18 protein-coding genes are annotated in these 18,733 nt (G+C 71.8%); 9 read left to right on the top strand and 9 right to left on the bottom strand.

The window, feature by feature from the left end; translation table 11 throughout:
• Positions 1-11: 11 nt before the first annotated feature.
• Positions 12-458, bottom strand: coding sequence for a DoxX family protein (locus ACFOW4_RS22145; RefSeq protein ID WP_377530712.1), 447 nt, complete (start codon positions 456-458; stop codon positions 12-14).
• An 85-nt stretch (positions 459-543) separates the two neighbouring features.
• Between ACFOW4_RS22145 and ACFOW4_RS22140 the strand changes: the two genes are divergently transcribed.
• Together ACFOW4_RS22140 and ACFOW4_RS22135 are read left to right on the top strand one after the other, a co-directional pair.
• Positions 544-1,104 carry a TetR/AcrR family transcriptional regulator gene (locus tag ACFOW4_RS22140; protein ID WP_377530709.1) on the top strand — a complete coding sequence of 187 codons (561 nt, stop codon included), beginning with the start codon at positions 544-546 and terminating at the stop codon, positions 1,102-1,104.
• 48 nt (positions 1,105-1,152) lie between these two features.
• Positions 1,153-2,304, top strand: coding sequence for a hypothetical protein (locus ACFOW4_RS22135; RefSeq protein ID WP_377530706.1), 1,152 nt, complete (start codon positions 1,153-1,155; stop codon positions 2,302-2,304).
• Positions 2,305-2,351: 47 nt separating this feature from the next.
• On the opposite strand, the gene ACFOW4_RS22130 is transcribed toward ACFOW4_RS22135, so the two are convergent.
• Both ACFOW4_RS22130 and ACFOW4_RS22125 read right to left on the bottom strand, forming a co-directional pair.
• Positions 2,352-3,791, bottom strand: a complete 1,440-nt coding sequence (locus tag ACFOW4_RS22130; protein WP_377530703.1) for a GuaB1 family IMP dehydrogenase-related protein — start codon at positions 3,789-3,791, stop codon at positions 2,352-2,354.
• Between the two features lie 81 nt (positions 3,792-3,872).
• Positions 3,873-4,469: a LysE/ArgO family amino acid transporter gene (locus ACFOW4_RS22125; protein ID WP_377530702.1), complete on the bottom strand. Its 597-nt coding sequence runs from the start codon at positions 4,467-4,469 to the stop codon at positions 3,873-3,875.
• Positions 4,470-4,538: 69 nt separating this feature from the next.
• Here ACFOW4_RS22125 and ACFOW4_RS22120 point away from each other — a divergent pair, with 69 nt between their 5' ends.
• On the top strand, positions 4,539-5,432 hold the full coding sequence (locus ACFOW4_RS22120) for a LysR family transcriptional regulator ArgP (RefSeq protein WP_377530699.1): 894 nt from the start codon (positions 4,539-4,541) through the stop codon (positions 5,430-5,432).
• A gap of 77 nt (positions 5,433-5,509) precedes the next feature.
• Here the strand turns inward: ACFOW4_RS22120 and ACFOW4_RS22115 are convergent, their stop codons facing one another.
• Entirely contained in the window at positions 5,510-7,261 is a 1,752-nt protein-coding gene (locus ACFOW4_RS22115; RefSeq protein ID WP_377530697.1) for an acetyl/propionyl/methylcrotonyl-CoA carboxylase subunit alpha, read from the bottom strand.
• Positions 7,262-7,393: 132 nt separating this feature from the next.
• On the opposite strand from ACFOW4_RS22115, the gene ACFOW4_RS22110 reads away from it, so the two are divergent.
• From ACFOW4_RS22110 to ACFOW4_RS22095, 4 genes are all read left to right on the top strand, one after another.
• Positions 7,394-8,020, top strand: a complete 627-nt coding sequence (locus tag ACFOW4_RS22110) for a PadR family transcriptional regulator (protein WP_377530694.1) — start codon at positions 7,394-7,396, stop codon at positions 8,018-8,020.
• Between the two features lie 125 nt (positions 8,021-8,145).
• A complete protein-coding gene (locus ACFOW4_RS22105; protein WP_377530691.1) occupies positions 8,146-9,105 on the top strand; it encodes an ATP-binding cassette domain-containing protein in 960 nt (319 codons plus the stop codon).
• A 16-nt stretch (positions 9,106-9,121) separates the two neighbouring features.
• Positions 9,122-9,877 (top strand): ABC transporter permease, encoded by a 756-nt coding sequence (locus ACFOW4_RS22100; RefSeq protein WP_377530690.1) that lies wholly within the window; start codon positions 9,122-9,124, stop codon positions 9,875-9,877.
• 58 nt (positions 9,878-9,935) lie between these two features.
• The gene (locus ACFOW4_RS22095; RefSeq protein ID WP_377530688.1) at positions 9,936-11,192 is read left to right on the top strand and encodes an MFS transporter; all 1,257 of its coding nucleotides are present in this window, start codon (positions 9,936-9,938) and stop codon (positions 11,190-11,192) included.
• 153 nt (positions 11,193-11,345) lie between these two features.
• Here ACFOW4_RS22095 and ACFOW4_RS22090 read toward each other — a convergent pair whose 3' ends face one another.
• The 5 genes from ACFOW4_RS22090 to ACFOW4_RS22070 all read right to left on the bottom strand — a co-directional run bounded on the left by ACFOW4_RS22090 (position 11,346) and on the right by ACFOW4_RS22070 (position 16,275).
• Positions 11,346-11,999, bottom strand: a complete 654-nt coding sequence (locus ACFOW4_RS22090; protein WP_377530686.1) for an O-methyltransferase — start codon at positions 11,997-11,999, stop codon at positions 11,346-11,348.
• Complete coding sequence (locus ACFOW4_RS22085) at positions 11,996-12,664, bottom strand: Maf family protein (RefSeq protein ID WP_377530685.1); 669 nt, start codon at positions 12,662-12,664, stop codon at positions 11,996-11,998. Before ACFOW4_RS22085 ends, ACFOW4_RS22090 begins: the two co-directional genes overlap by 4 nt.
• Before the next feature lie 330 nt (positions 12,665-12,994).
• Positions 12,995-14,098, bottom strand: coding sequence for a type VII secretion-associated serine protease mycosin (gene mycP / locus ACFOW4_RS22080; protein ID WP_377531694.1), 1,104 nt, complete (start codon positions 14,096-14,098; stop codon positions 12,995-12,997).
• 1,420 nt (positions 14,099-15,518) lie between these two features.
• Positions 15,519-15,977: a hypothetical protein gene (locus tag ACFOW4_RS22075; protein WP_377530683.1), complete on the bottom strand. Its 459-nt coding sequence runs from the start codon at positions 15,975-15,977 to the stop codon at positions 15,519-15,521.
• Positions 15,978-16,062: 85 nt separating this feature from the next.
• Entirely contained in the window at positions 16,063-16,275 is a 213-nt protein-coding gene (locus ACFOW4_RS22070; protein ID WP_377530682.1) for an acyl-CoA carboxylase subunit epsilon, read from the bottom strand.
• Between the two features lie 90 nt (positions 16,276-16,365).
• On the opposite strand from ACFOW4_RS22070, the gene ACFOW4_RS22065 reads away from it, so the two are divergent.
• Both ACFOW4_RS22065 and ACFOW4_RS22060 read left to right on the top strand, forming a co-directional pair.
• The gene (locus ACFOW4_RS22065; protein ID WP_377530679.1) at positions 16,366-18,414 is read left to right on the top strand and encodes a protein kinase; all 2,049 of its coding nucleotides are present in this window, start codon (positions 16,366-16,368) and stop codon (positions 18,412-18,414) included.
• A gap of 65 nt (positions 18,415-18,479) precedes the next feature.
• Positions 18,480-18,713: a hypothetical protein gene (locus ACFOW4_RS22060; RefSeq protein WP_377530676.1), complete on the top strand. Its 234-nt coding sequence runs from the start codon at positions 18,480-18,482 to the stop codon at positions 18,711-18,713.
• The last annotated feature ends 20 nt before the right edge of the window (positions 18,714-18,733 follow it).

Genomic DNA, 18,733 nt, shown 5'->3' with positions numbered 1-18,733 from the left:
CGCCCTGATAGTCAGGGCCCAAACGAAATAACCGCAGCCGTGGCGACGAACACGATCTGCAGCGCGGTACGCCGACCGAGCCGGGTGACCGGGCGACCGCCGAGGGTCTGTCCGCGGCGGGCGGCCGACACGTTGGCCGGGAACATGGCGAGCATCAGCAGGCCAAGTCCGGCGGCGGCCCAGGGGGCGGTGGCCGGGACCAGCAGTCCGACCGCGCCGACGATCTCCAGCACGCCCGTGACGGTGACCAGCAGGTCCGGTCGGGGCAGGCCGGGCGGCACCATCGCGATCAGGTCGTTGCGGCGGGCGGCGCCAAAGTGCGCGGCGCCGGTCAGCACGAACATCAGGGCCAGGCCGACCCGCAGGGCGGGGTGCCAGCCGTCCAGGGCCGTGGCGCCCGCCAGGCCGGCCAGCCGGGCCAGTGCGGTGCCGACCACGAGAGCGATCAGGGGTGCCATCGAGAACCTCCTTCAGCGCGAACTTGTCAGTGACAAGATTGCGTGTGGAGGTGGCATCTTGTCAATGACAAGATAGGATCGCGGCATGACCGGGACGCGTGGCTACCATCACGGCGATCTCCGCCGTACCCTGCTCGCCGCGGCGGTGAAGGTGGTCGAGGAAGCCGGCCCCGCCGCACTGAGCCTGCGCGATCTGGCCCGCCGGGCGGGGGTCTCGCACGCCGCGCCGGCCCACCACTTCGGAGACAAGGCCGGCCTGTTGACCGCACTGGCCACCCAGGGCTTCGACCTGTTGGCCGACACCCTGGAGGCCACCGGTGACGACCTGCTGGCGGCCGGCGTGGCGTACGTCGACTTCGCCGTGCGGCACCGCGCGCACTTCGAGGTGATGTTCCGGCCCGACCTGCACCGGGCCGACGACGCGGAGCTGGCCGCCGCACGCGGACGGGCCGGGGCCGCCCTGCGGGCCGGGGTGGCCACCCTGCCGCCGGCCGGCGTGCCCGCCGACACGGACCGCGACGCGCTGGCCGCCTGGTCGATCGCGCACGGGTTCGCCACCCTCTGGCTGGCCGGTGCGCTGCCGGCACGGGTCGGGGACGACCCGCAGGAGGCGGCCCGCGCGGTGCTGCGCCGGCTGTTCGAGTAGTCGCGCGAGTCGGACATTGACGCATGCGAGGGTCTTACTGTAAACACAGTGCACCGATTCGCGTACGCGGAGGTGCCCATGCGACGGTCCGGGCTGTTCCTGGCGGTGCTGCTGGCCCTGACCGTGGCGATGCCGCCCGCCGCGACCGCCGGCCCCGGCGACGCTCCGACCGGTGGTGCGGCCCCGGTGGTCCAGGCGGCCACCCCCGTCCAGGTCCACGGTGCCTGGCACTGCGGCAACGACTACTGCACCTGGGGTGCGGTGCGCAGCGTCGCCGAATTCGACGGCCAGAATCGCTGGCTGGTCGACCGGGGTGACGGCCGTCCCTCGGTCAACCTGGTCGTGCTCAGCTTCGTCAACCCGCTGGCGCTGCTGCGTCAGACCACCGACCAGGCCACGCTCGACGGCGTACCGCGGGGCATGACCCCCGAGATCATCAACTACTTCACCTCGCGCGGCGTCCGGGTGATGCTCTCCATCGGCGGCATCACCTACACCGACGACTGGGACGCCGCGCTCGCCGAGAACCCCACGCTCTTCGGGCAGCGCGCCGCCGCCGTCGCCACCCGGCTCGGTGTCGGCATCGAGATCGACTACGAGCAGAACACCGACCCGAACCTGACCGGGCTCCAGGCGTTCATCGACGCCTACCGCGCGGTGCACCCGTACGACGCCACCGGCACCCGGCCCGGGGCCCGGCTCACGATCGACGTCGCGGCCGGCGATCGGTGGCTGATCGCGCTCAACCGCAAGGCGACGGCCGACTGGCTGCGGACCGACCGCCCGGTGCTCGACTACGCCAACGCGATGGTCTCCGCCCGGCCCGCCTCGGCGAGCAGCTCACAGGCGAGCTGGCAGGAGCACATCGACGGCAAGGCGCAGTACAGCCCGCCGGTCCCACCGCTGGCCCCGGCCAAGTTCACCGGTGGCATCTACATCGCCTACGGCGGCCGGCCGCTGCCCGAGTGCGTCGACTACACCACCTCCGTCCAGCGGGCCGCCGCCCCGTACGTGCAGACGGTCCCCCCGAACGGCGCCGGTACGACCGCCGGCATGCTCGGCTTCATGTTCTGGGCCGCCGAGCGACCCTCCACCCGAGGCATCGGCACGGTGCCCCCGTACACCTGCGAGGGCGGTGTCGGAGCCGGCGCCACCGCACTGGCCGTCCCGGTGCCGATGCCGCCGCTGCGGCAGAGCTGACCGACCACCCGCCCGGCCGTGCACCGGCCGGGCGGAGCGGTCCGGGGTCACCAGCTCGTGGGCAGGGGCATTCCCTCGGTGAAGCCAGCGGCGCTCTGCACCCCGACGATCGCCCGCTCGTGGAACTCCGCCAGGTTGCGCGCGCCCGCGTAGGTGAACGAGCTGCGTACCCCGGCGATGATCTCGTCGATCAGGTCCTCGACGCCCGGCCGGGCCGGGTCCAGGTGCATCCGCGCCGAGGAGATGCCCTCCTCGAAGACCGCCTTGCGGGCCCGGTCGTACGGGCTGTCATCGGCGGTGCGGGCGCTGACCGCGCGGGCCGAGGCCATCCCGAAGCTCTCCTTGTAGCGCCGGCCGTCCGCGTCGGTGTAGAGGTCGCCGGGGGACTCGTAGGTGCCGGCGAACCAGGAGCCGATCATGACGTTGGAGGCGCCGGCGGCGAGCGCGAGCGCCACGTCACGCGGGTGCCGGACGCCGCCGTCGGCCCAGACGTGCCGGCCCAGGGCGCGGGCCGCCGCCGCGCAGTCGAGCACGGCGGAGAACTGGGGACGCCCGACACCGGTCATCATCCGGGTGGTGCACATGGCACCCGGGCCCACGCCCACCTTGACGATGTCGGCGCCCGCCTCGACCAGGTCGCGTACCCCCTCGGCGGTGACCACGTTGCCGGCCGCCACCGGGACCCCCGGATCCAGCTTGCGAACCGCGCGCAGCGCCGAGATCATCCGCTCCTGGTGACCGTGCGCCGTGTCCACGACCAGCGTGTCCACCCCGGCCTCCAGCAGCGCGGCGGCCTTGCCGGTCACGTCGCCGTTGATCCCGACCGCGGCGGCGATGCGCAGCCGCCCCTGGTCGTCGACCGCCGGCCGGTAGAGGGTGGCCCGCAGCGCGCCCTGCCGGGTCAGCACCCCGACCAGCCGGCCGTCGTCGTCCACCACCGGGGCGAGCCGGCGCCGGCCCGCGGAGAGCCGGTCGAAGCCGGTACGCGCGTCCGCGTCCGCCGGAACCGTGTGCAGTTCGGTGGACATCACGTGCCGCAGCTGGGCGAACCGGTCCACGCCGACGGTGTCCGCCTCGGTGACCACGCCCATCGGCCGGCCGGCCTCGTCGACCACGATCACCGCACCGTGCGAGCGCTTCGGGAGCAGGTGGATGGCGTCGCCGACCGTCTCGGTCGGGCCCAGCGTGATCGGGGTGTCGTAGACCAGGTGTCGCTGCTTGACCCAGGCGACGACGTTCGCCACCACCTCGATCGGGATGTCCTGCGGGATCACCGCGATCGCGCCCCGCCGGGCCACCGTCTCGGCCATCCGCCGGCCCGCCACCGCCGTCATGTTCGACACCACCAGCGGGATGGTGGTGCCGGTGCCGTCGGAGGTGGCCAGGTCGACGTCGAGGCGGGAGCCCAGGTCGGAGCGGGCCGGCGCCATGAAGACGTCGGTGTAGGTCAGGTCGTGCGCGGGGACCGCGCCGTGAAGGAACCGCACCCGGCCATCATTCCCGCTCGTGGTGGCTTCCGCCGAAGGTGGTCGTGGAAAACACTCCCGCCGGCCCCCGATACCGGACGATCACCCCAGCAGCAGCGCCACGGCGAGCGCGGCCATCACGGCGGCGATGAGGCCGTCCAGCACCCGCCAGGCGACGGTACGGGCGAGCAGCGGCGCGAGCCGTCGCGCACCGGCCCCGAGCGCGGTGAACCAGACCACGCTGCCCAGGGCGGCGCCGGCACCGAAGAGCCAACGGTGCGGGTGCTGCTGGGCCACCCCGCCGAGGAGCAGCACGGTGTCCAGGTAGACGTGCGGGTTCAGGTAGGTGAAGGCGGCGCAGGTGAGCAGGGTGGCCCGCAGCGTGGCGGGCGGCCGCTCGGTGGGCAGCAGCGCACCGGTGCGCAGGGCCCGGCGTGCGGCGAGTGCCGCGTAGCAGAGCAGGAACGCCGCGCCACCCCACCGGATCGCGGCCAGCAGGCCGGGCTGACCGGCCACCAGCGTGCCGACCCCGGCGATGCCCGCCGTGATCAGCAGGGCGTCTGAGACGGCGCAGGTGAGGACCACGGGCACCACGTGCTCGCGGCGCAGCCCCTGACGCAGGACGAAGGCGTTCTGGGCGCCGATGGCGACGATCAGCGCGATGGAGACCGAGAAGCCGGCGAGGGCGGAGGTGAGCACGAGACGACGCTAGGGCCGTCGACCACCACCAGTCCAACTAAAGATTTTTATGCTCGTTAAGCTGAGCTGATGGAAGCTCTCGACTCGGCACAGCTACGCACGCTCGCGGCGGTGGTCGCGGAGGGCAGCTTCGACGGAGCGGCCGGGCTGCTGCACGTCACACCATCCGCGATCAGCCAGCGGATCAAGGCGCTGGAGGAGACGGTCGGCCAGGTGCTCGTCCGCCGGACCCGACCGTGTGTGGCGACCGAGGCGGGCCGCCCCCTGCTGCGCCTGGCCGGGCAGCTCGCGCTGCTCGAACGGGAGGCGCTGGCCGAGGCGCGCGGCCCCCTGTCCGGCGGCGGTCGTACCCGGGTCGCCGTGGTGGTCAACGCGGATTCGCTCGCCACCTGGTTCCCCGGGGTGCTGGCCCGGATGCCCCAGCGGGCGGGGCTCTTCTTCGACCTGCGTCAGGACGACCAGGACCACACCACCGAGCTGCTCCGGGACGGCTCGGTGACGGCGGCGGTCACCGCTGAGCGTGCGGCGGTGCAGGGCTGCCGGGTGCTGCCGCTGGGCGCCATGCGCTACCGCCCGCTGGCCACGCCGGAGTTCGCGGCGGCGCACTTCGCCGACGGGTTCGTCCCTTCCGCGCTGGCGGGCGCGCCGCTGATCGTGTTCGACCGCAAGGACCGGGTGCAGCACCGCTTCATCGAGGCCGTGGTCGGCCGGCCGCTCGAACCGCCGGTGCACTACGTGCCGTCGGTGCCGGCCTTCAGCGAGGTGATCCGGCTCGGGCTCGGCTGGAGCCTGGTGCCCGAACAGATCGCCGCCGCCGACCTGGCCGCCGGCCGCTGCGTCGACCTCGCGCCCGGCCGCCACCTGGACGTCCCGCTCTACTGGCAGCACTGGCGGCTGGAGTCGGACGTGCTGAACGCCCTCACCGCCACCGTCCGCGCGGTCGCCGCCGAGACCCTCCGCTGACCGCGCCCCATCCCCGGTTTCGGTTAGGAGGGGCCCCTTCCTCTACCGAAGGCGCTGGGAGGGCCCTTCCTAACCGGTCAGGCGATGGTGCAGATCGCGGCGCCCGCGCTGATCACGGCGCCGACCTCGGCGGAGAGCCCGCTCACCGTGCCGGCCTTGTGCGCGTGCAGGGGCTGCTCCATCTTCATCGCCTCCAGCACCACGACGAGGTCGCCCTCGGCCACGGTGTCGCCGTCGGCGACGGCGATCTTGACGATGGTGCCCTGCATGGGGGAGGTGAGCGTGTCGCCGCCGACCGGGGCGCCGGCCCTGGCCCCACCGCCCCGCCGGGCCGGCTTGCGCGCCGCCGGCGCCGCGGTGGTCGTACCCCCGCCGAGGCCGGCGGGGAGGCTGACCTCCAGCCGCTTGCCGCCCACCTCGACCACGACGGTCTCGCGTTCGGCCGGCGCCTCGGCGGCGCCGACGGCGGCGGTGAACGCCGGCACGGTGTTGTGGAACTCGGTCTCGATCCAGCGGGTGTGCACGGTGAAGGGCTCGGCGGTGAACGCCTCGTCCCGCACCACCAGCCGGTGGAACGGCAGCGCGGTGGCCATCCCCTCGATGACCATCTCGTCCAGCGCGCGGCGGGCCCGCTCCAACGCCTCGGTACGGGTCTCCCCGGTGATGATGACCTTGGCCAGCAGCGAGTCGAAGTTGCCGCCGATCACGTCGCCTGCGGAGATGCCGGTGTCCACCCGGACGCCGGGGCCGGTGGGCAGCCGCAGCGCGGTGACCGTGCCGGGGGCGGGCAGGAAGTTGCGGCCCGGGTCCTCGCCGTTGATCCGGAACTCGATCGAGTGCCCGCGCGGCGTCGGGTCCTCGGTGATCCGCAGCTTCTCGCCGTCGGCGATCCGGAACTGCTCGCGGACCAGGTCGATGCCGGCGGTCTCCTCGGTGACCGGGTGCTCGACCTGGAGCCGGGTGTTGACCTCGAGGAAGGAGATGGTGCCGTCCTTGCCGACCAGGTACTCGACCGTGCCGGCACCGTGGTAGCCGGCCTCGCGGCAGATCGCCTTGGCGCTGTCGTGGATCTGCGCCCGCTGGGCGTCGGTGAGGAACGGCGCGGGCGCCTCCTCGACCAGCTTCTGGTGCCGGCGCTGCAACGAGCAGTCCCGGGTGCCCACCACGATCACGTTGCCGTGCTGGTCGGCGAGGACCTGCGCCTCGACGTGCCGGGGCTGGTCCAGGTACCGCTCGACGAAGCACTCGCCGCGGCCGAACGCGGCGACCGCCTCCCGGGTGGCCGACTCGAACAGCTGCGGGATCTCCTCCATGGTGCGGGCCACCTTGAGGCCCCGCCCACCGCCGCCGAAGGCCGCCTTGATGGCCACCGGCAGGCCGTGGTCGACGGCGAAGGCCATCACCTCGTCCGGGCTGGCCACCGGGTCGGGGGTGCCGGGGACCAGCGGCGCGCCGGCGCGCTGGGCGATGTGCCGGGCGGTGACCTTGTCGCCGAGGTCGCGGATCGCCTGCGGGGTGGGGCCGATCCAGGTCAGCCCGGCGTCGATGACCGCCTGGGCGAAGTCGGCGTTCTCGGAGAGGAAGCCGTAGCCCGGGTGCACGGCGTCCGCGCCGGCCTTGGCGGCGACGTCGAGCAGCTTGTCGATGCGCAGGTACGTGTCGGTCGCGCTGTCCCCACCGAGGGCGTACGCCTCGTCGGCGAGCGTGGCGTGCAGGGCGTCGCGGTCGGAGTCCGCGTACACCGCGACGCTGCCCAGGCCGGCGTCGCGGCAGGCCCGGATCACGCGGACGGCGATCTCGCCGCGGTTGGCGATGAGTACCTTGCGCACCTCGTGGCTCCTCCCGGCAGGTTACTGACCGGGAGTGTATCGGCCGGCCTGGTGGCCCTAACGATCGCTCAGTGTGGGATGCCGCACTGTGGGCAGCGAGTTCTCCTCAAACTTGACTATTACGCTTGTCGGATGTCTGCGACTCGGATGATGATCCTCGGTCTGGTGCGCTGGATGCAGCCCGTGCATGGCTACGACGTGCGCCGCGAGCTGCTGAGCTGGAACGCCGACAAGTGGGCCAACGTGCAGCCGGGGTCGATCTACCACGCGCTGCGCAAGTTGACCGAGGAGGGGCTGCTCCGCGCCGTGGCCACCGAGCAGGTCGGCGCCCGGCCGGCGCGCACGACGTACGAGGTGACCCCCAAGGGCGAGGACGAGTTCGAGACGCTGCTGCGCGGCCTGTGGTGGAACCTCTCCGAGCCACCCGACCCGTTCGTGGCGGCGTTCTCCTTCCTGCCCGCCATGCCGCGTGCCGAGGCGGCGGCGGCACTGCGCAACCGGGCCAACCTGCTGCGCGCCGGCATCGAGTCGATGCGCGCCTCGCTGGAGTCGGACTGGGTGCGTACCACCAAGCCGGTGCACGTCGGCTGGATGTTCGAGCTCTGGTCGGCGCGGGCGGAGGCGGAGCTGGCCTGGTGCGAGCGGATCGCGGGACGCATCGAGTCCGGGGTGTCGTACCTACCTGTTGAGCTGACCGACGCGGAGGCGTGGTCGCGATTTCCCGGCGGCGCCGAGCCGACCGCTTCCGACGCGGAATAATCAACGTTGACCAAAAGCGTTATATCGCGTTAGCCTGCTGACGGCACAGCGGGGGAGTACGCCGTCCGGCGTCGTCCCCGGACTCGACGGCCGGTCACCTCCGGCCCGGACGACCAGGAGCAGAAATGATCGAGACCAGGGGGCTGCGGAAGTCCTTCCGCTCCCGCGCGGGTCGAGAGACGAAGACCGTGGACGCCGTGCGCGGGGTCGACCTGCAGGTCACCGAGGGGGAGATCTACGGGTTCCTCGGCCCCAACGGCGCGGGCAAGACCACCACGCTGCGGATGCTCGCCACGCTCATCGAGCCGGACGGCGGCGAGGCCACCATCGCCGGCGCCGACCTGCGCAAGAACCCGGCCGAGGTGCGCCGCCGGATCGGCTACGTGCCGCAGGGCGGCAGCACCTGGGACGAGTCGACCGCCCGCGAGGAACTCGTCCTCCACGCCCGGATGTACGGCATCGGCAAGGCCGACGCGCAGCGGCGTGCCGCCCGCGCCCTGGAGGCCTTCCAGCTCATCGAGTACGCCGACCGCAAGTGCAAGACCTACTCCGGCGGTCAACGTCGGCGGGTGGAGATCGCGCTCGGCATCATCCACGACCCGAAGGTCGTCTTCCTCGACGAGCCGACCACCGGCCTCGACCCGCAGAGCCGCGCGCACATGTGGGACGAGATCCGACGGCTGCGTACCGAGGGGATGACCGTCTTCATCACCACGCACTACCTCGACGAGGCCGACGCGCTCTGCGACCGGATCGCGATCATGGACCACGGCGAGGTGGTGGCCGAGGGCACTCCGGCCGAGCTCAAGCGGGAGATCTCCGGCGACGTGGTGCTGGTCGGCCTCGACCTGGCCGCCACCCCGCAGGCCGCGCAGGTGCTCGACGGCGAGCCGTACGTCAACAAGCTGGAAACCGCCGACGAGGGTGGGCTGCGCCTCTTCGTCGACGAGGGCGCCACCGCCATCCCGCAGATCCTCCGCCGGCTCGACAACGCCGGCCTCACGCTGACCTCGATCGAGCTGCACCGACCCAGCCTCGACGACGTCTTCCTGACCAAGACCGGCCGCTCGCTGCGCGAGTCCTGAGACCCGGAGACCCTTCATGAAACTCGCCCGTGACACCTGGCTGATCTTCCAGCGCCAGTTCCAACTGCTGCTGCGCAACCCGGTCTGGGTCTTCGTCGGCGTCTTCCAGCCGGTGATGTACCTGCTGCTCTTCGCCCCGCTGCTCAAGCCGGCGCTGAACGCGCCCACCCAGGCCGCCGCCTACAAGATCTTCGTACCCGGCCTGCTGGTGCTGCTCGCCATCTTCGGCGGCCTGTTCCAGGGCTTCGGCCTGATCGCCGAGCTGCGCGCCGGGGTCATCGAACGATCCCGGGTCACCCCGGTGAGCCGGCTCGCCCTGCTGCTCGGCCGCTCGCTGCGCGACGTCGTGTCGCTGATGGTGCAGGCGGTCATCATCACCCTGCTGGCGCTCCTGTTCGACCTGCGGGTGTTCCTCGGGGACCTGCTGCTGGCGTACCTGATGCTCGCCCTGATCGCACTGATGACCTCGGCCGTCTCGTACGGCGTCGCGCTGAAGGTCAAGAGCGAGGACGCGCTCGCCCCGCTCATGAACACCGTCGCCCAGCCGGTGCTGCTGCTCTCCGGCATCCTGCTGCCGCTCACCTTCGCGCCCGGCTGGTTGCAGGGCATCGCCGACTGGAACCCGTTCTCCTGGGCGGTCGACGGCACCCGCGCCCTCTTCGCCGGCGACCTCGGCAACGACAAGGTCTGGCAGGGGCTCACCATCACCGCGGTGCTCGCGGTGGCCGGCGTCATCTGGGCCGCCCGCCAGTTCGCCCGCAGCGTCCGCTGACGAGAGCTGCCTCTCACCTGCGGCGGGGCCTCGGCCGAGCGCTTGTAGCGTAAGGCCGGTGCCCCGCCTCACCCGTGACCGGACCACCTGGCTGACCTACGCCCAACTGGGCCTGTGGGGCTTCTTCCTCTACGGCTTCGGCCCGGTCGTCCCCCTGCTCCGCGACGAGCAGGGCACCAGCGCCGCCGTCGCCGGTCTGCACAGCAGCGCCATCGCGGTCGGCGCGCTGCTCGGCGGGGCCCTCTTCGCCCCTCTCGCCCGCAGGATCGGCCGCGGGCCGGCCATCTGGACCGGCGTGGCCGGGGTCGGCGCGGGCGTCGCCGCGTTCGGCACCGTCCGGCCGCTGCCGGCCACCCTCACCGCCGTCGCCGTCATCGCCACCTTCGGGATGATCGTGGTCAGCGGGGTCGCCGTCGTCCTCACCGCCCAGCACGGCGCGGGCGCACCCGCCGCGCTCACCGAGGCGAACGCCGTCTGCGCCGGCATGGGCATCCTCGCCCCGCTGGTGATCGGCGCCAGCGTCGACGCCGGGCTGGGCTGGCGACCGGTGATGGCCGTCGAGGTCGGGCTGATCGCGCTCGTCGCCCTCGCGGCGCTGACCTTCCGGGTACGCCTCCCGCACACCGCTACCGCTACCGCGGCTACCGCTGCCCCTGCCTCCGGTGCCGCGGCTGCCTCTGCCCCGGACGCTCGGGCGCTGTCGGCCTCCGGTGGCGGGGAGCGGGCCCTGCCGGCGGCGTACTGGATCGCCTGGTTGTTGATGGCGGTGACCGGCTCGATCGAGGTGTGCCTGTCGCTCTGGACCGCCGACGTGCTGCGCTCGCACGCCGGACTGAGTGCCGGCACCGCCGCCGCGGCGGTCGCCGCGATCGTCTGCGGAATGTTCGTCGGTCGCCTCGTCGGCGGCCGGATCGCTCTGCGTCTACAGCCCGTGCCGCTGCTGCTGGCCGCGCTCGGCCTGTCGTTCGCCGGCTTCGCGCTCTTCTGGGGCGCGACGGCGGGCTGGCTGGCGGTTACCGGCCTGGTGGTGCTGGGGCTGGGCAACGCGCTGCACTACCCGTTGGCCATTTCGATCGCCCTCGCCGTGGCCGGTCCGGCCGCCGAGCGGGCGGCCGGCTGGTCCGCGTACTCCATGGGGGTCGGCTTCGGCATCGCGCCGGTGGCACTCGGTCGGCTGGCCGACGGGATCGGACCGCACCTGGCGTTCCTGGTGCTGCCCGGCTTCATCGCGGTGGCCGCGCTGCTCGCCGTGCGCCTCGGTCGCTCGCTGCGCCCGTCGGTCCAGGATCAGGATCTGACGCCAGTCGGTGCCTGACGAGTCTGGTCCAGCCTTGTTTGCGTGGTCAGTCGGGCTCCAGCCTCGCTTGATCGACTCGGTTTGCTGGAAGTCGGGGTGTCCCAGGCGGCGCGATGCCCCGACTTGCAGGAACTCGAGTGGATCAAGCCAGGGTTGGCGTAGCGGGCGGGGTCAGCGCACCCGGGCCAGGGTCAGGCCGTCCGCGATCGGCAGCATCACCGGGTCCACCCGTACGTCGGCCAGCACCTCGTCGTTGAAGGCGGCGATCGCCCGGTCGTCGGCGTTCTGCGGGGCGATCACCCGGCCGCCGCGCAGGACGTTGTCGACCGCGATCACCCCGCCCGGGCGCATCCGGGGTACCAGTTCCGCCCAGTAGACCGGGTAGCCCGTCTTGTCCGCGTCGATGAACGCGAAGTCGAGGTACCGCTCGTACGGCAGCTCGCGCAGCGTGTCCCCGGCGGGGCCGATGCGCAGCTCGATACGGTCCTGCACGCCGGCCCGGGCCCAGTACCGCCGGGCGATGCCGGTGTACTCCTCGGAGATGTCGAAGCAGGTGAGCCGGCCATCGGCGGGCAGGCCGCGGGCGATCGCCAGCGAGGAGAGCCCGGTGAAGGTGCCCACCTCGACGGCCTGCCGCACGCCGAGCAGGCGGGTGAGAAAGGTCAGGAACGCGGCCTGCTCCGGCGCCACCTGCATGCCGGCCTGCTCCGGCAGGACCCCCCGGGTCTCCTCGGCCAGATCGCGGATGATCTCGTCCGGCGGGCCGCCGTGCGCGACCAGGTACGCGTGCAGCTCGTCGGTGAGCGGGATCGACTTCGTGGTCATGGCCGGACGCTCCCCAGCGGCTCGATCGACTGGCCGCCCGGCGCGACCTTCGTCCACAGGTCGGTGATCCGCACGTCCAACTCGGCGAGGAGCCGACGCAACAATGGCAGGGACAGCCCGACGACCGTGCCCGAGTCACCCTCGATCCGCTCCAGGAACGGCCCGCCCAACCCGTCGATGGTGAACGCGCCGGCCACCGCCAGCGGCTCACCGCTGGCCACGTACGTGGCGATCTCGTCGTCGCTGATGTCGGCGAAGTGCACGGTGGTGGAGGCCACCGCCTCGGCCCGTCGCCCCCCGCCGGCGTCGATCAGGCAGTGCCCGCTGTGCAACACCCCGCTGCGCCCCCGCATCCGCAGCCAGCGCTGGGTGGCGTCCGCCGCGTCCACAGGCTTGCCGAGGATCTCCCCGTCGAACGCGAGCACCGAGTCGCAACCGATCACCAGGGTCTGCCGGTCGGCCGCCGGGCTCAACCGGGTCAGCACCGCCTGCGCCTTGAGCCGGGCCAACTCCAGGCAGAGCTCCTCGGCCCGGTTGGTCACCACCAGCGACTCGTCCACCCCGCTGATCAGCACGTCCGGCTCGATCCCGGCGGCCTGGAGCAACTTGCGACGGGCAGGACTCGCCGAAGCGAGCACGAGGCGGGGCGGCAGGGAAGCAGACACCCGACCGACGTTACCGGCTCACCACCACACCGGCGGGCCGGCCCGACGTGTCGGCCATCAGATCGCGGTCGACGTGTCGGAGCGCTCGGTCCCCGGTAGGTAGCGCTAGGGTCCCGGCCTGTCCCGTTCCGGTTCCGGTTCCGGCTCTGGCTCTTGTCGGCGCCGGGCTGGTGGTCGTGGTGCGCGGGCCGGGTTCGGGCTCGGGTTCGGGGTCCGGGTCGGGGTTCGGGTCGGGCGATGATCGACTCGACATCAGCGATATCGGGGTGTCCGGGTGGTTGGGATACCCCGATATCGCTGACCTCGTGTTGATCAAAGCTCTGCCAGCAGTCAGCGGCTGATCCGTGGCGGTGGATCGTCACCACGGCGGCGGCGCCGGGCCACCAATGCCCAGGTCACGCCGGCGGCCACGATCACCCCAAGGGTGGCCAGGCCGCGCAGCGTCGCGCCGTCATCGCCATCCGGCTGGGCGACATCCGTCGTGCTCGGACCACCACCCGCAGGCGCAGTGGCCGACTCGAAACCTAACGGGGGTACGTCCGCCGTCAGCGCCGCCACCAGATCGATCACGCCGTAGCCGTACTCGTCGTCTCGTCCCGGCGGGCCCTTGTCGATGGCCGTCGCGGTGAGTCGATGTGCCACCTCCCGAGCCGGCAGGTACGGGTACTTGGACCTGATCAACGCTGCCACCCCCGCCACAATCGCCGTGGCGTCCGAGGTGCCCGTGCCCTTCCGATACTTGCCGTCGATGCTGGTGCTGTAAATGTCTACCGCAGGCGCCACTACATCGATCTCCGGACCCGTCACGGAGATGGCAGCATGATTGCCGTCCCGACCAATCCCACCAACGGCAATAACGCCTGGGTGTCGCGCTGGGTAGCCGACCGTTTGCATTCGAGGCGAATTGCCGGCTCCTGCCACTACGACAACGTCGGCCCGCAATGCGTTCGTGACCGCTTGCTGGAGACGTATGCTTGCACTAGCGACAATTGAAATGCTGATTACGTGCGCACCGTTTGTGACAGCGTAATCTATCGCAGATGCTAAAGCGTCTGTTTCGCCGTCCTCGCCTGGCGGAGAGCAGTAGACTGGTAATACTTTGGCCCTAGGAGCGATCCCTAGCGCGCCTGCCCGTCCTGCTCCATGCGCGGCGATAAGCCCTGCCATTCCCGTGCCATGACCATCTCGGTCCAATCGTCCGTCGCCGCCGCCTCCCGCAATTACATCCTTCCCCGGCAGAAGATTGCCGTGTAGGTCCGGATGCGGGTCAACCCCGCTGTCAGGGACAGCAACGGTGACCCCCTCGCCTAGGCTAAGGCGCTGCGCATCGGCAACCTTGAGAAAGCGAACGTGCCACTGCTCGTTTTGGCCGCGCCGAGCACTAGCTTCAGGTGCGGGCAGAAAGGTTCCTGCCGAGAAGACTGAAACCGCCAACGTAACCGCGACAGAACGCAGCTTCAGCTTCACCGGGGTAGACCGAGCGCGGGGCCCGGGTCGATCGGACCATCCTCGTTTGGAGGAAGAACTACTGGTGCCACTCCTCCCTGGGTCTCCCAAGGGTGGTCCGGGTCCCAGCGGCGTTGCTCGTTGCCGCCCTCATCTGCTTGCTGTCGTGGAGGCCGATTTTGCCCGCCACCCATGCCAGAAGCGGCACCGAATCCCGGAGCACCCCCCATAGGCGACATGCCAATTGCGCTGCTTTGCGGGCGCCCAGCGCCAGGGCGCGAACCTGCCGCTCCCGATGGTGCGGTGCCGGCCCCGCCGCCCCCGATCACCCCGCCTATGGGGTTTACACGACGAGGCGAGGCAGGGCCGGCCCCCGGCTGGCCCAGCCCCATCCCCGGCGTTCCCCCGATCAGGCCGCCTGGTGGCATGGGTCGGGATATTGGCGAGGGTGCCGGCGCGGCTCGAAATCCAGTTTGTCCTTGGGGTGCCGATGGACCTGCCGATCCACGTTGCTGCGTGGACGGTGCTGGTGACGTCCGTCCGTAGGGGCCAGGAGGCCGCAGCGCTGGTGACGCGCTGAAGTTGGGTGGCTGGTTGAGCGCCCCTGGCTGCGGTGCACGTGATACGTCCGGGGCCGGTGCCATCGCTGACCCTGAACCAGCCCCACCAAGTACCGGTCCTACCCCGGTTATGGTCGGAACTCGCTCAGAGCGGGACGGACCTAACGAGTGACTCAAACCCGAAGCCTGACTGGCCGTTGGCATAGGCACCGGCACGATTGGTGGGATAGTCGGCGCGGTACCTGCTGGGGAGACAACCTCTTCATCAACTTTTGGAGCAGGTCGGGGAGGTGGTTGGCGGAGGGTGGCTTGGGCTTGTTGGAGTTCGCCACTCAGGCCGTACATCATCCCGCGCGCCTGTCCGTTCAGCCGCTCCAGTTCCGCATCGGTCACCGGTGATTCGGCCACCCGGCTGCCCATGACGGCCTTCGGATCGGCCGCGGTCGCCTCGTACGCCTGCTTCTGTTGGAGCTTGTCCGCGTACTCCTGATGGATCTTGCGGAGCTCGGCCCGGGTGCTGCCGATGGCCTGGGCCGCGGCGGACAGCGCGGTGTAGTTGGCGGCGGCGGCGTCGTGGGTGTGCCGCACCTTGTCGATCAGCTCGTCGAGTTGGGCGAGGTACGCGCGGGAGGCGCCGCTGGTCTCTGGCGGCCATGCCTCGGCGAGGCCGCGTCGGTATTCCTGGAGGCGGCCGAGATGGATCTGGGCCAGGTCACAGACCTTGCGCCAGCCGGCGACCTGCTTCCAGTGGTTGGTGGTGTCGTGGTCCTGGAGGCACGCCCACATGCTGTTGACGTCCATCAGTCGCCAGTCGGTGAGGCCGGACGCCCGGCCGTTGCCTCGCTCGATCACGGCAGCACCACCGGGTCGTCGATGTCGGGGCCGGTCGGGTCGGAGAGCGCCGGCGACGGGCCGGACGGCAGGACGGTGGAAGGGTCGGCGAGGGCCCACTCGACGTCGCCCACCCGGGCTGCGGAGAAGGCGTCGGTGCCGGCGTACCTGGTGGCGACCCGGTCGGCGGCGGCGGCGAGGTGGCCGGTGGCGCCGCGCACGGCGTAGACCATCTCGGTGGTTGCCTGCTGGGTCTGGTGGTGGGCGTGCAGGAAGTCGACCAGCTCGATGAAGGCGTCGCAGGGGTTGGGCACCGCGGCCATCATGTCGTCGGCGATGTACGACAGGTGCGGCGCGTAGTTGTGCTCGACCTCGGCGGCGAGCCGGTCGGCGAACTCCCGTAGCTGGCGGATGTCGGCCTCGATGCCACCGTAGTCACGCAGCCAGGGCGCTGGCTGGTCCTCCTCGGGGATCATCGATCCTCCTTACCGTCACGGCACCGTTTCCCAGAGTGAGGTTAACGGCTGCCCGCGACCCTGGCAGCCCCCGAGGATGGTCGGCTCAGCGGGGCAGGCCGGAGGCCCGCCACCCGCCGAGGCGGGGCGAGGGCGCGGTGCCGGCCGGTCGGCCGCTGCGCGCCCAGGTGGACGTGGCGACGGGCGCGGTGGCGGCGGTCGGGCGGGAGCGTGCGACGATCGCACCCACCAGGGCGGCCAGTTCCTCGGCGGTCGGTACGCCGCGGACGACCCGGAGCAGCGGCTCTTCGGCAGACATGCCGCCAGGGTACGCGGCGCGAAGTTGCGCGAACCGCACAGTGGCGTGCCGGCGGTGTGAGGGTCGGGGGCTCCGGGTACCGTCTCAGCGATGTCGAACCCGCTTCCCCAACTCGTCGCTGACCGATACCGGCTTCTGTCGCCGCTCGGCCAGGGCGGCATGGGTCGGGTGTGGAAGGCACGCGACGAGGTGTTGCATCGCGACGTCGCCATCAAGGAGTTGGTGCCGCCGCCGAGTCTCACCGACGAGGAGCGCCGTGAGATGCGCGAGCGCTCGTTGCGGGAGGCGCGGGCCATCGCCCGGCTCAACCACGTCAACGTCGTCCGCATCTTCGACGTGCTGCGCACCGACGGCGACCCGTGGATCGTCATGGAGTACGTGGCGTCGAAGTCCTTGCAGGACCATCTGGCCGAGGACGGGCCGGTGTCGCCGGCCCGCGCGGTGGAGATCGGCCTCGGCGTGCTGGGCGCGCTGAAGGCGGCGCACAAGGCCGGGGTCATGCACCGGGACGTGAAGCCCGGCAACGTGCTGCTCGGCGACGACGGCCGGGTGGTGCTGACCGATTTCGGCCTGGCCACCATTCCGGGCGACCCGAACGTGACCCGCACCGGCATGGTGCTCGGCTCGCCCGCGTACATCGCGCCGGAGCGGGCCCGCGAAGGCACCGCCGGGCCGGAGGCCGACCTGTGGTCGCTGGGCGCGACGCTCTACGCGGCGGTCGAGGGCAAGTCGCCGTACGCGCGGCCCTCGGCGATCGCCACGCTGGCGGCGCTGGCGACCGAGCCGATGCCGCCGCCGAAGAACGCCGGTCCACTGAAGCCGGTGCTCAACGGACTGTTGCGCAAGGACCCGAACGAGCGGATCAACGCCGAGGTGGCGGAGCGCCTGCTGCGCCGCGCCGGGGGCAAGCGGGCGCGCAGCATCTCGCTGCTGGATGGCGTACGCCGGCCGGGGCCGAATGGTCCGCGCGAGCCGCGCCCGCCGGTCGTGCCGGCGCCGCGACCTGCCGAGGAGCGCGCCGACAAGCCGGTGACGCCGCCGGCACCGCGTACCCCGCCCGTGACGGCCGCACCCGCCGGAGGCGCGGCCTCCTCCGTGGACGCCACGCCGACGGCCGTGGTGCCTCCAGCGCCGGACGCCGACCCGACGGCGAAGGTGCCGACCGACGCGCCAGCCGAGCCGACCGCCGCGATGGACCGTCCGACCACATCGGACACCGCGTCGACCGCCGGTGTCGCGGAGTCGGGCGACACGTCCGCCGACGGTACGACCAACGCCGCGCCGGGCGACGAGGAGCCGACCGCCGTCGACGGCCCGCTGGTGGAGCCGGCGACGCCGGCGGTGGAGCGCAGGCCGAACACGCCGACCTCGGTCATGCCGGCTCCGGTGAGCCCGCCCGCCGCCCCGGCCGGCCGCGCGCCAGTGGTGCCCTTCGAGGGTACGAAGCCGAACAACACCCGACGTAACCTGCTCGTCGGTGCCCTGGTGGCCGTACTGCTGATCGGCCTCGTGGTGCTCGTTCCGCTGCTGAGCGACGGCAAGGACGACGGCGGGACCCCGCAGGCCGATCCGACGACCGGGGCGACCGCGACCTCCGCGCCGACGCCGCAGAATTCCGAGCCGGTGGCGCCCGCGCCCACCACCGGCGCCTCCAGCCCGACGGCGTCGGCCACCCCCTCGGCCGACCCGAACGCGCTGCCGGCCGGCTGGAAGCTGCACCGGGACCCGGCCGGCTTTACCCTGCCGCTGCCCGACGGCTGGGTGCGCAAGGACGTCGGTGAGAACACGATCGTCTTCGACGAGTCCAACGGGCCGGGCGAGCTGCTCGTCCAGTGGACCAGCAATCCGGCGGACGACGCGGTCGCCGACTGGCAGAGCAAGGAGCCGGACCGGCGGAAGTTCGTGAACAACTACCAGAACCTGGGCATCAAGCGCTGCAACTTCTGGAAGACCTGCGGCGACTGGGAGTGGCTGGAGACCCGCGACGGGACCAGGATCCACGTCCGCAACCGGGGCTTCGTCACCGCCAGCAATCGCGGCTACGCCCTGCGGTGGGAGATCGCGCAGAAGGACTGGCAGGCCAACCTGCCCAACTTCGACCGGATCGCCAAGGGCTTCGTGCCCGACCGTAGGGACTGAAATTCCCTCGCATGACCTTCCGTCGCCCGGGGTATCTGATCTCCGACGACGGAAGGAGGTACGACATGGGTTACCGATACAGAAGCGCCCGGCCCCGGCTGGCACTGTGGATGCTCGTCGCCCTCGGTGATGCGGCACTGCTGCTGGTAGGCGCCGGAATTCCGGTGCTCGTCGCGCTGCTCAGCGTCGTGGCTGTCACCGTCGGTGGGGTGGGTGCCTGGCGGATGGGCCGGCGGGACGCCCCGGTCCGCAGGGACGCCCCGGCGATGGTGCCGGCGATGAGCCGGCGGCGGGCCTGACTCGTACCGGCGCAGGGGTG

Source organism: Micromonospora sp. GCM10011542, from assembly GCF_042650685.1.
Classification (GTDB): Bacteria; Actinomycetota; Actinomycetes; order Mycobacteriales; family Micromonosporaceae; genus Micromonospora.
Note: the sequence above shows the minus strand (reverse complement) of the source record. Positions and strands in the feature narration are given on the sequence as shown.

Coding starts and splice junctions, on each gene's coding strand:
- ACFOW4_RS22145 (WP_377530712.1), bottom strand. CDS start 458: ATGGCACCCCTGATCGCTCTCGTGGTCGGCACCGCACTGGCCCGGCTG.
- ACFOW4_RS22140 (WP_377530709.1), top strand. CDS start 544: ATGACCGGGACGCGTGGCTACCATCACGGCGATCTCCGCCGTACCCTG.
- ACFOW4_RS22120 (WP_377530699.1), top strand. CDS start 4,539: ATGGAAGCTCTCGACTCGGCACAGCTACGCACGCTCGCGGCGGTGGTC.
- ACFOW4_RS22110 (WP_377530694.1), top strand. CDS start 7,394: ATGTCTGCGACTCGGATGATGATCCTCGGTCTGGTGCGCTGGATGCAG.
- ACFOW4_RS22105 (WP_377530691.1), top strand. CDS start 8,146: ATGATCGAGACCAGGGGGCTGCGGAAGTCCTTCCGCTCCCGCGCGGGT.
- ACFOW4_RS22100 (WP_377530690.1), top strand. CDS start 9,122: ATGAAACTCGCCCGTGACACCTGGCTGATCTTCCAGCGCCAGTTCCAA.
- ACFOW4_RS22090 (WP_377530686.1), bottom strand. CDS start 11,999: ATGACCACGAAGTCGATCCCGCTCACCGACGAGCTGCACGCGTACCTG.
- ACFOW4_RS22075 (WP_377530683.1), bottom strand. CDS start 15,977: ATGATCCCCGAGGAGGACCAGCCAGCGCCCTGGCTGCGTGACTACGGT.
- ACFOW4_RS22070 (WP_377530682.1), bottom strand. CDS start 16,275: ATGTCTGCCGAAGAGCCGCTGCTCCGGGTCGTCCGCGGCGTACCGACC.
- ACFOW4_RS22065 (WP_377530679.1), top strand. CDS start 16,366: ATGTCGAACCCGCTTCCCCAACTCGTCGCTGACCGATACCGGCTTCTG.
- ACFOW4_RS22060 (WP_377530676.1), top strand. CDS start 18,480: ATGGGTTACCGATACAGAAGCGCCCGGCCCCGGCTGGCACTGTGGATG.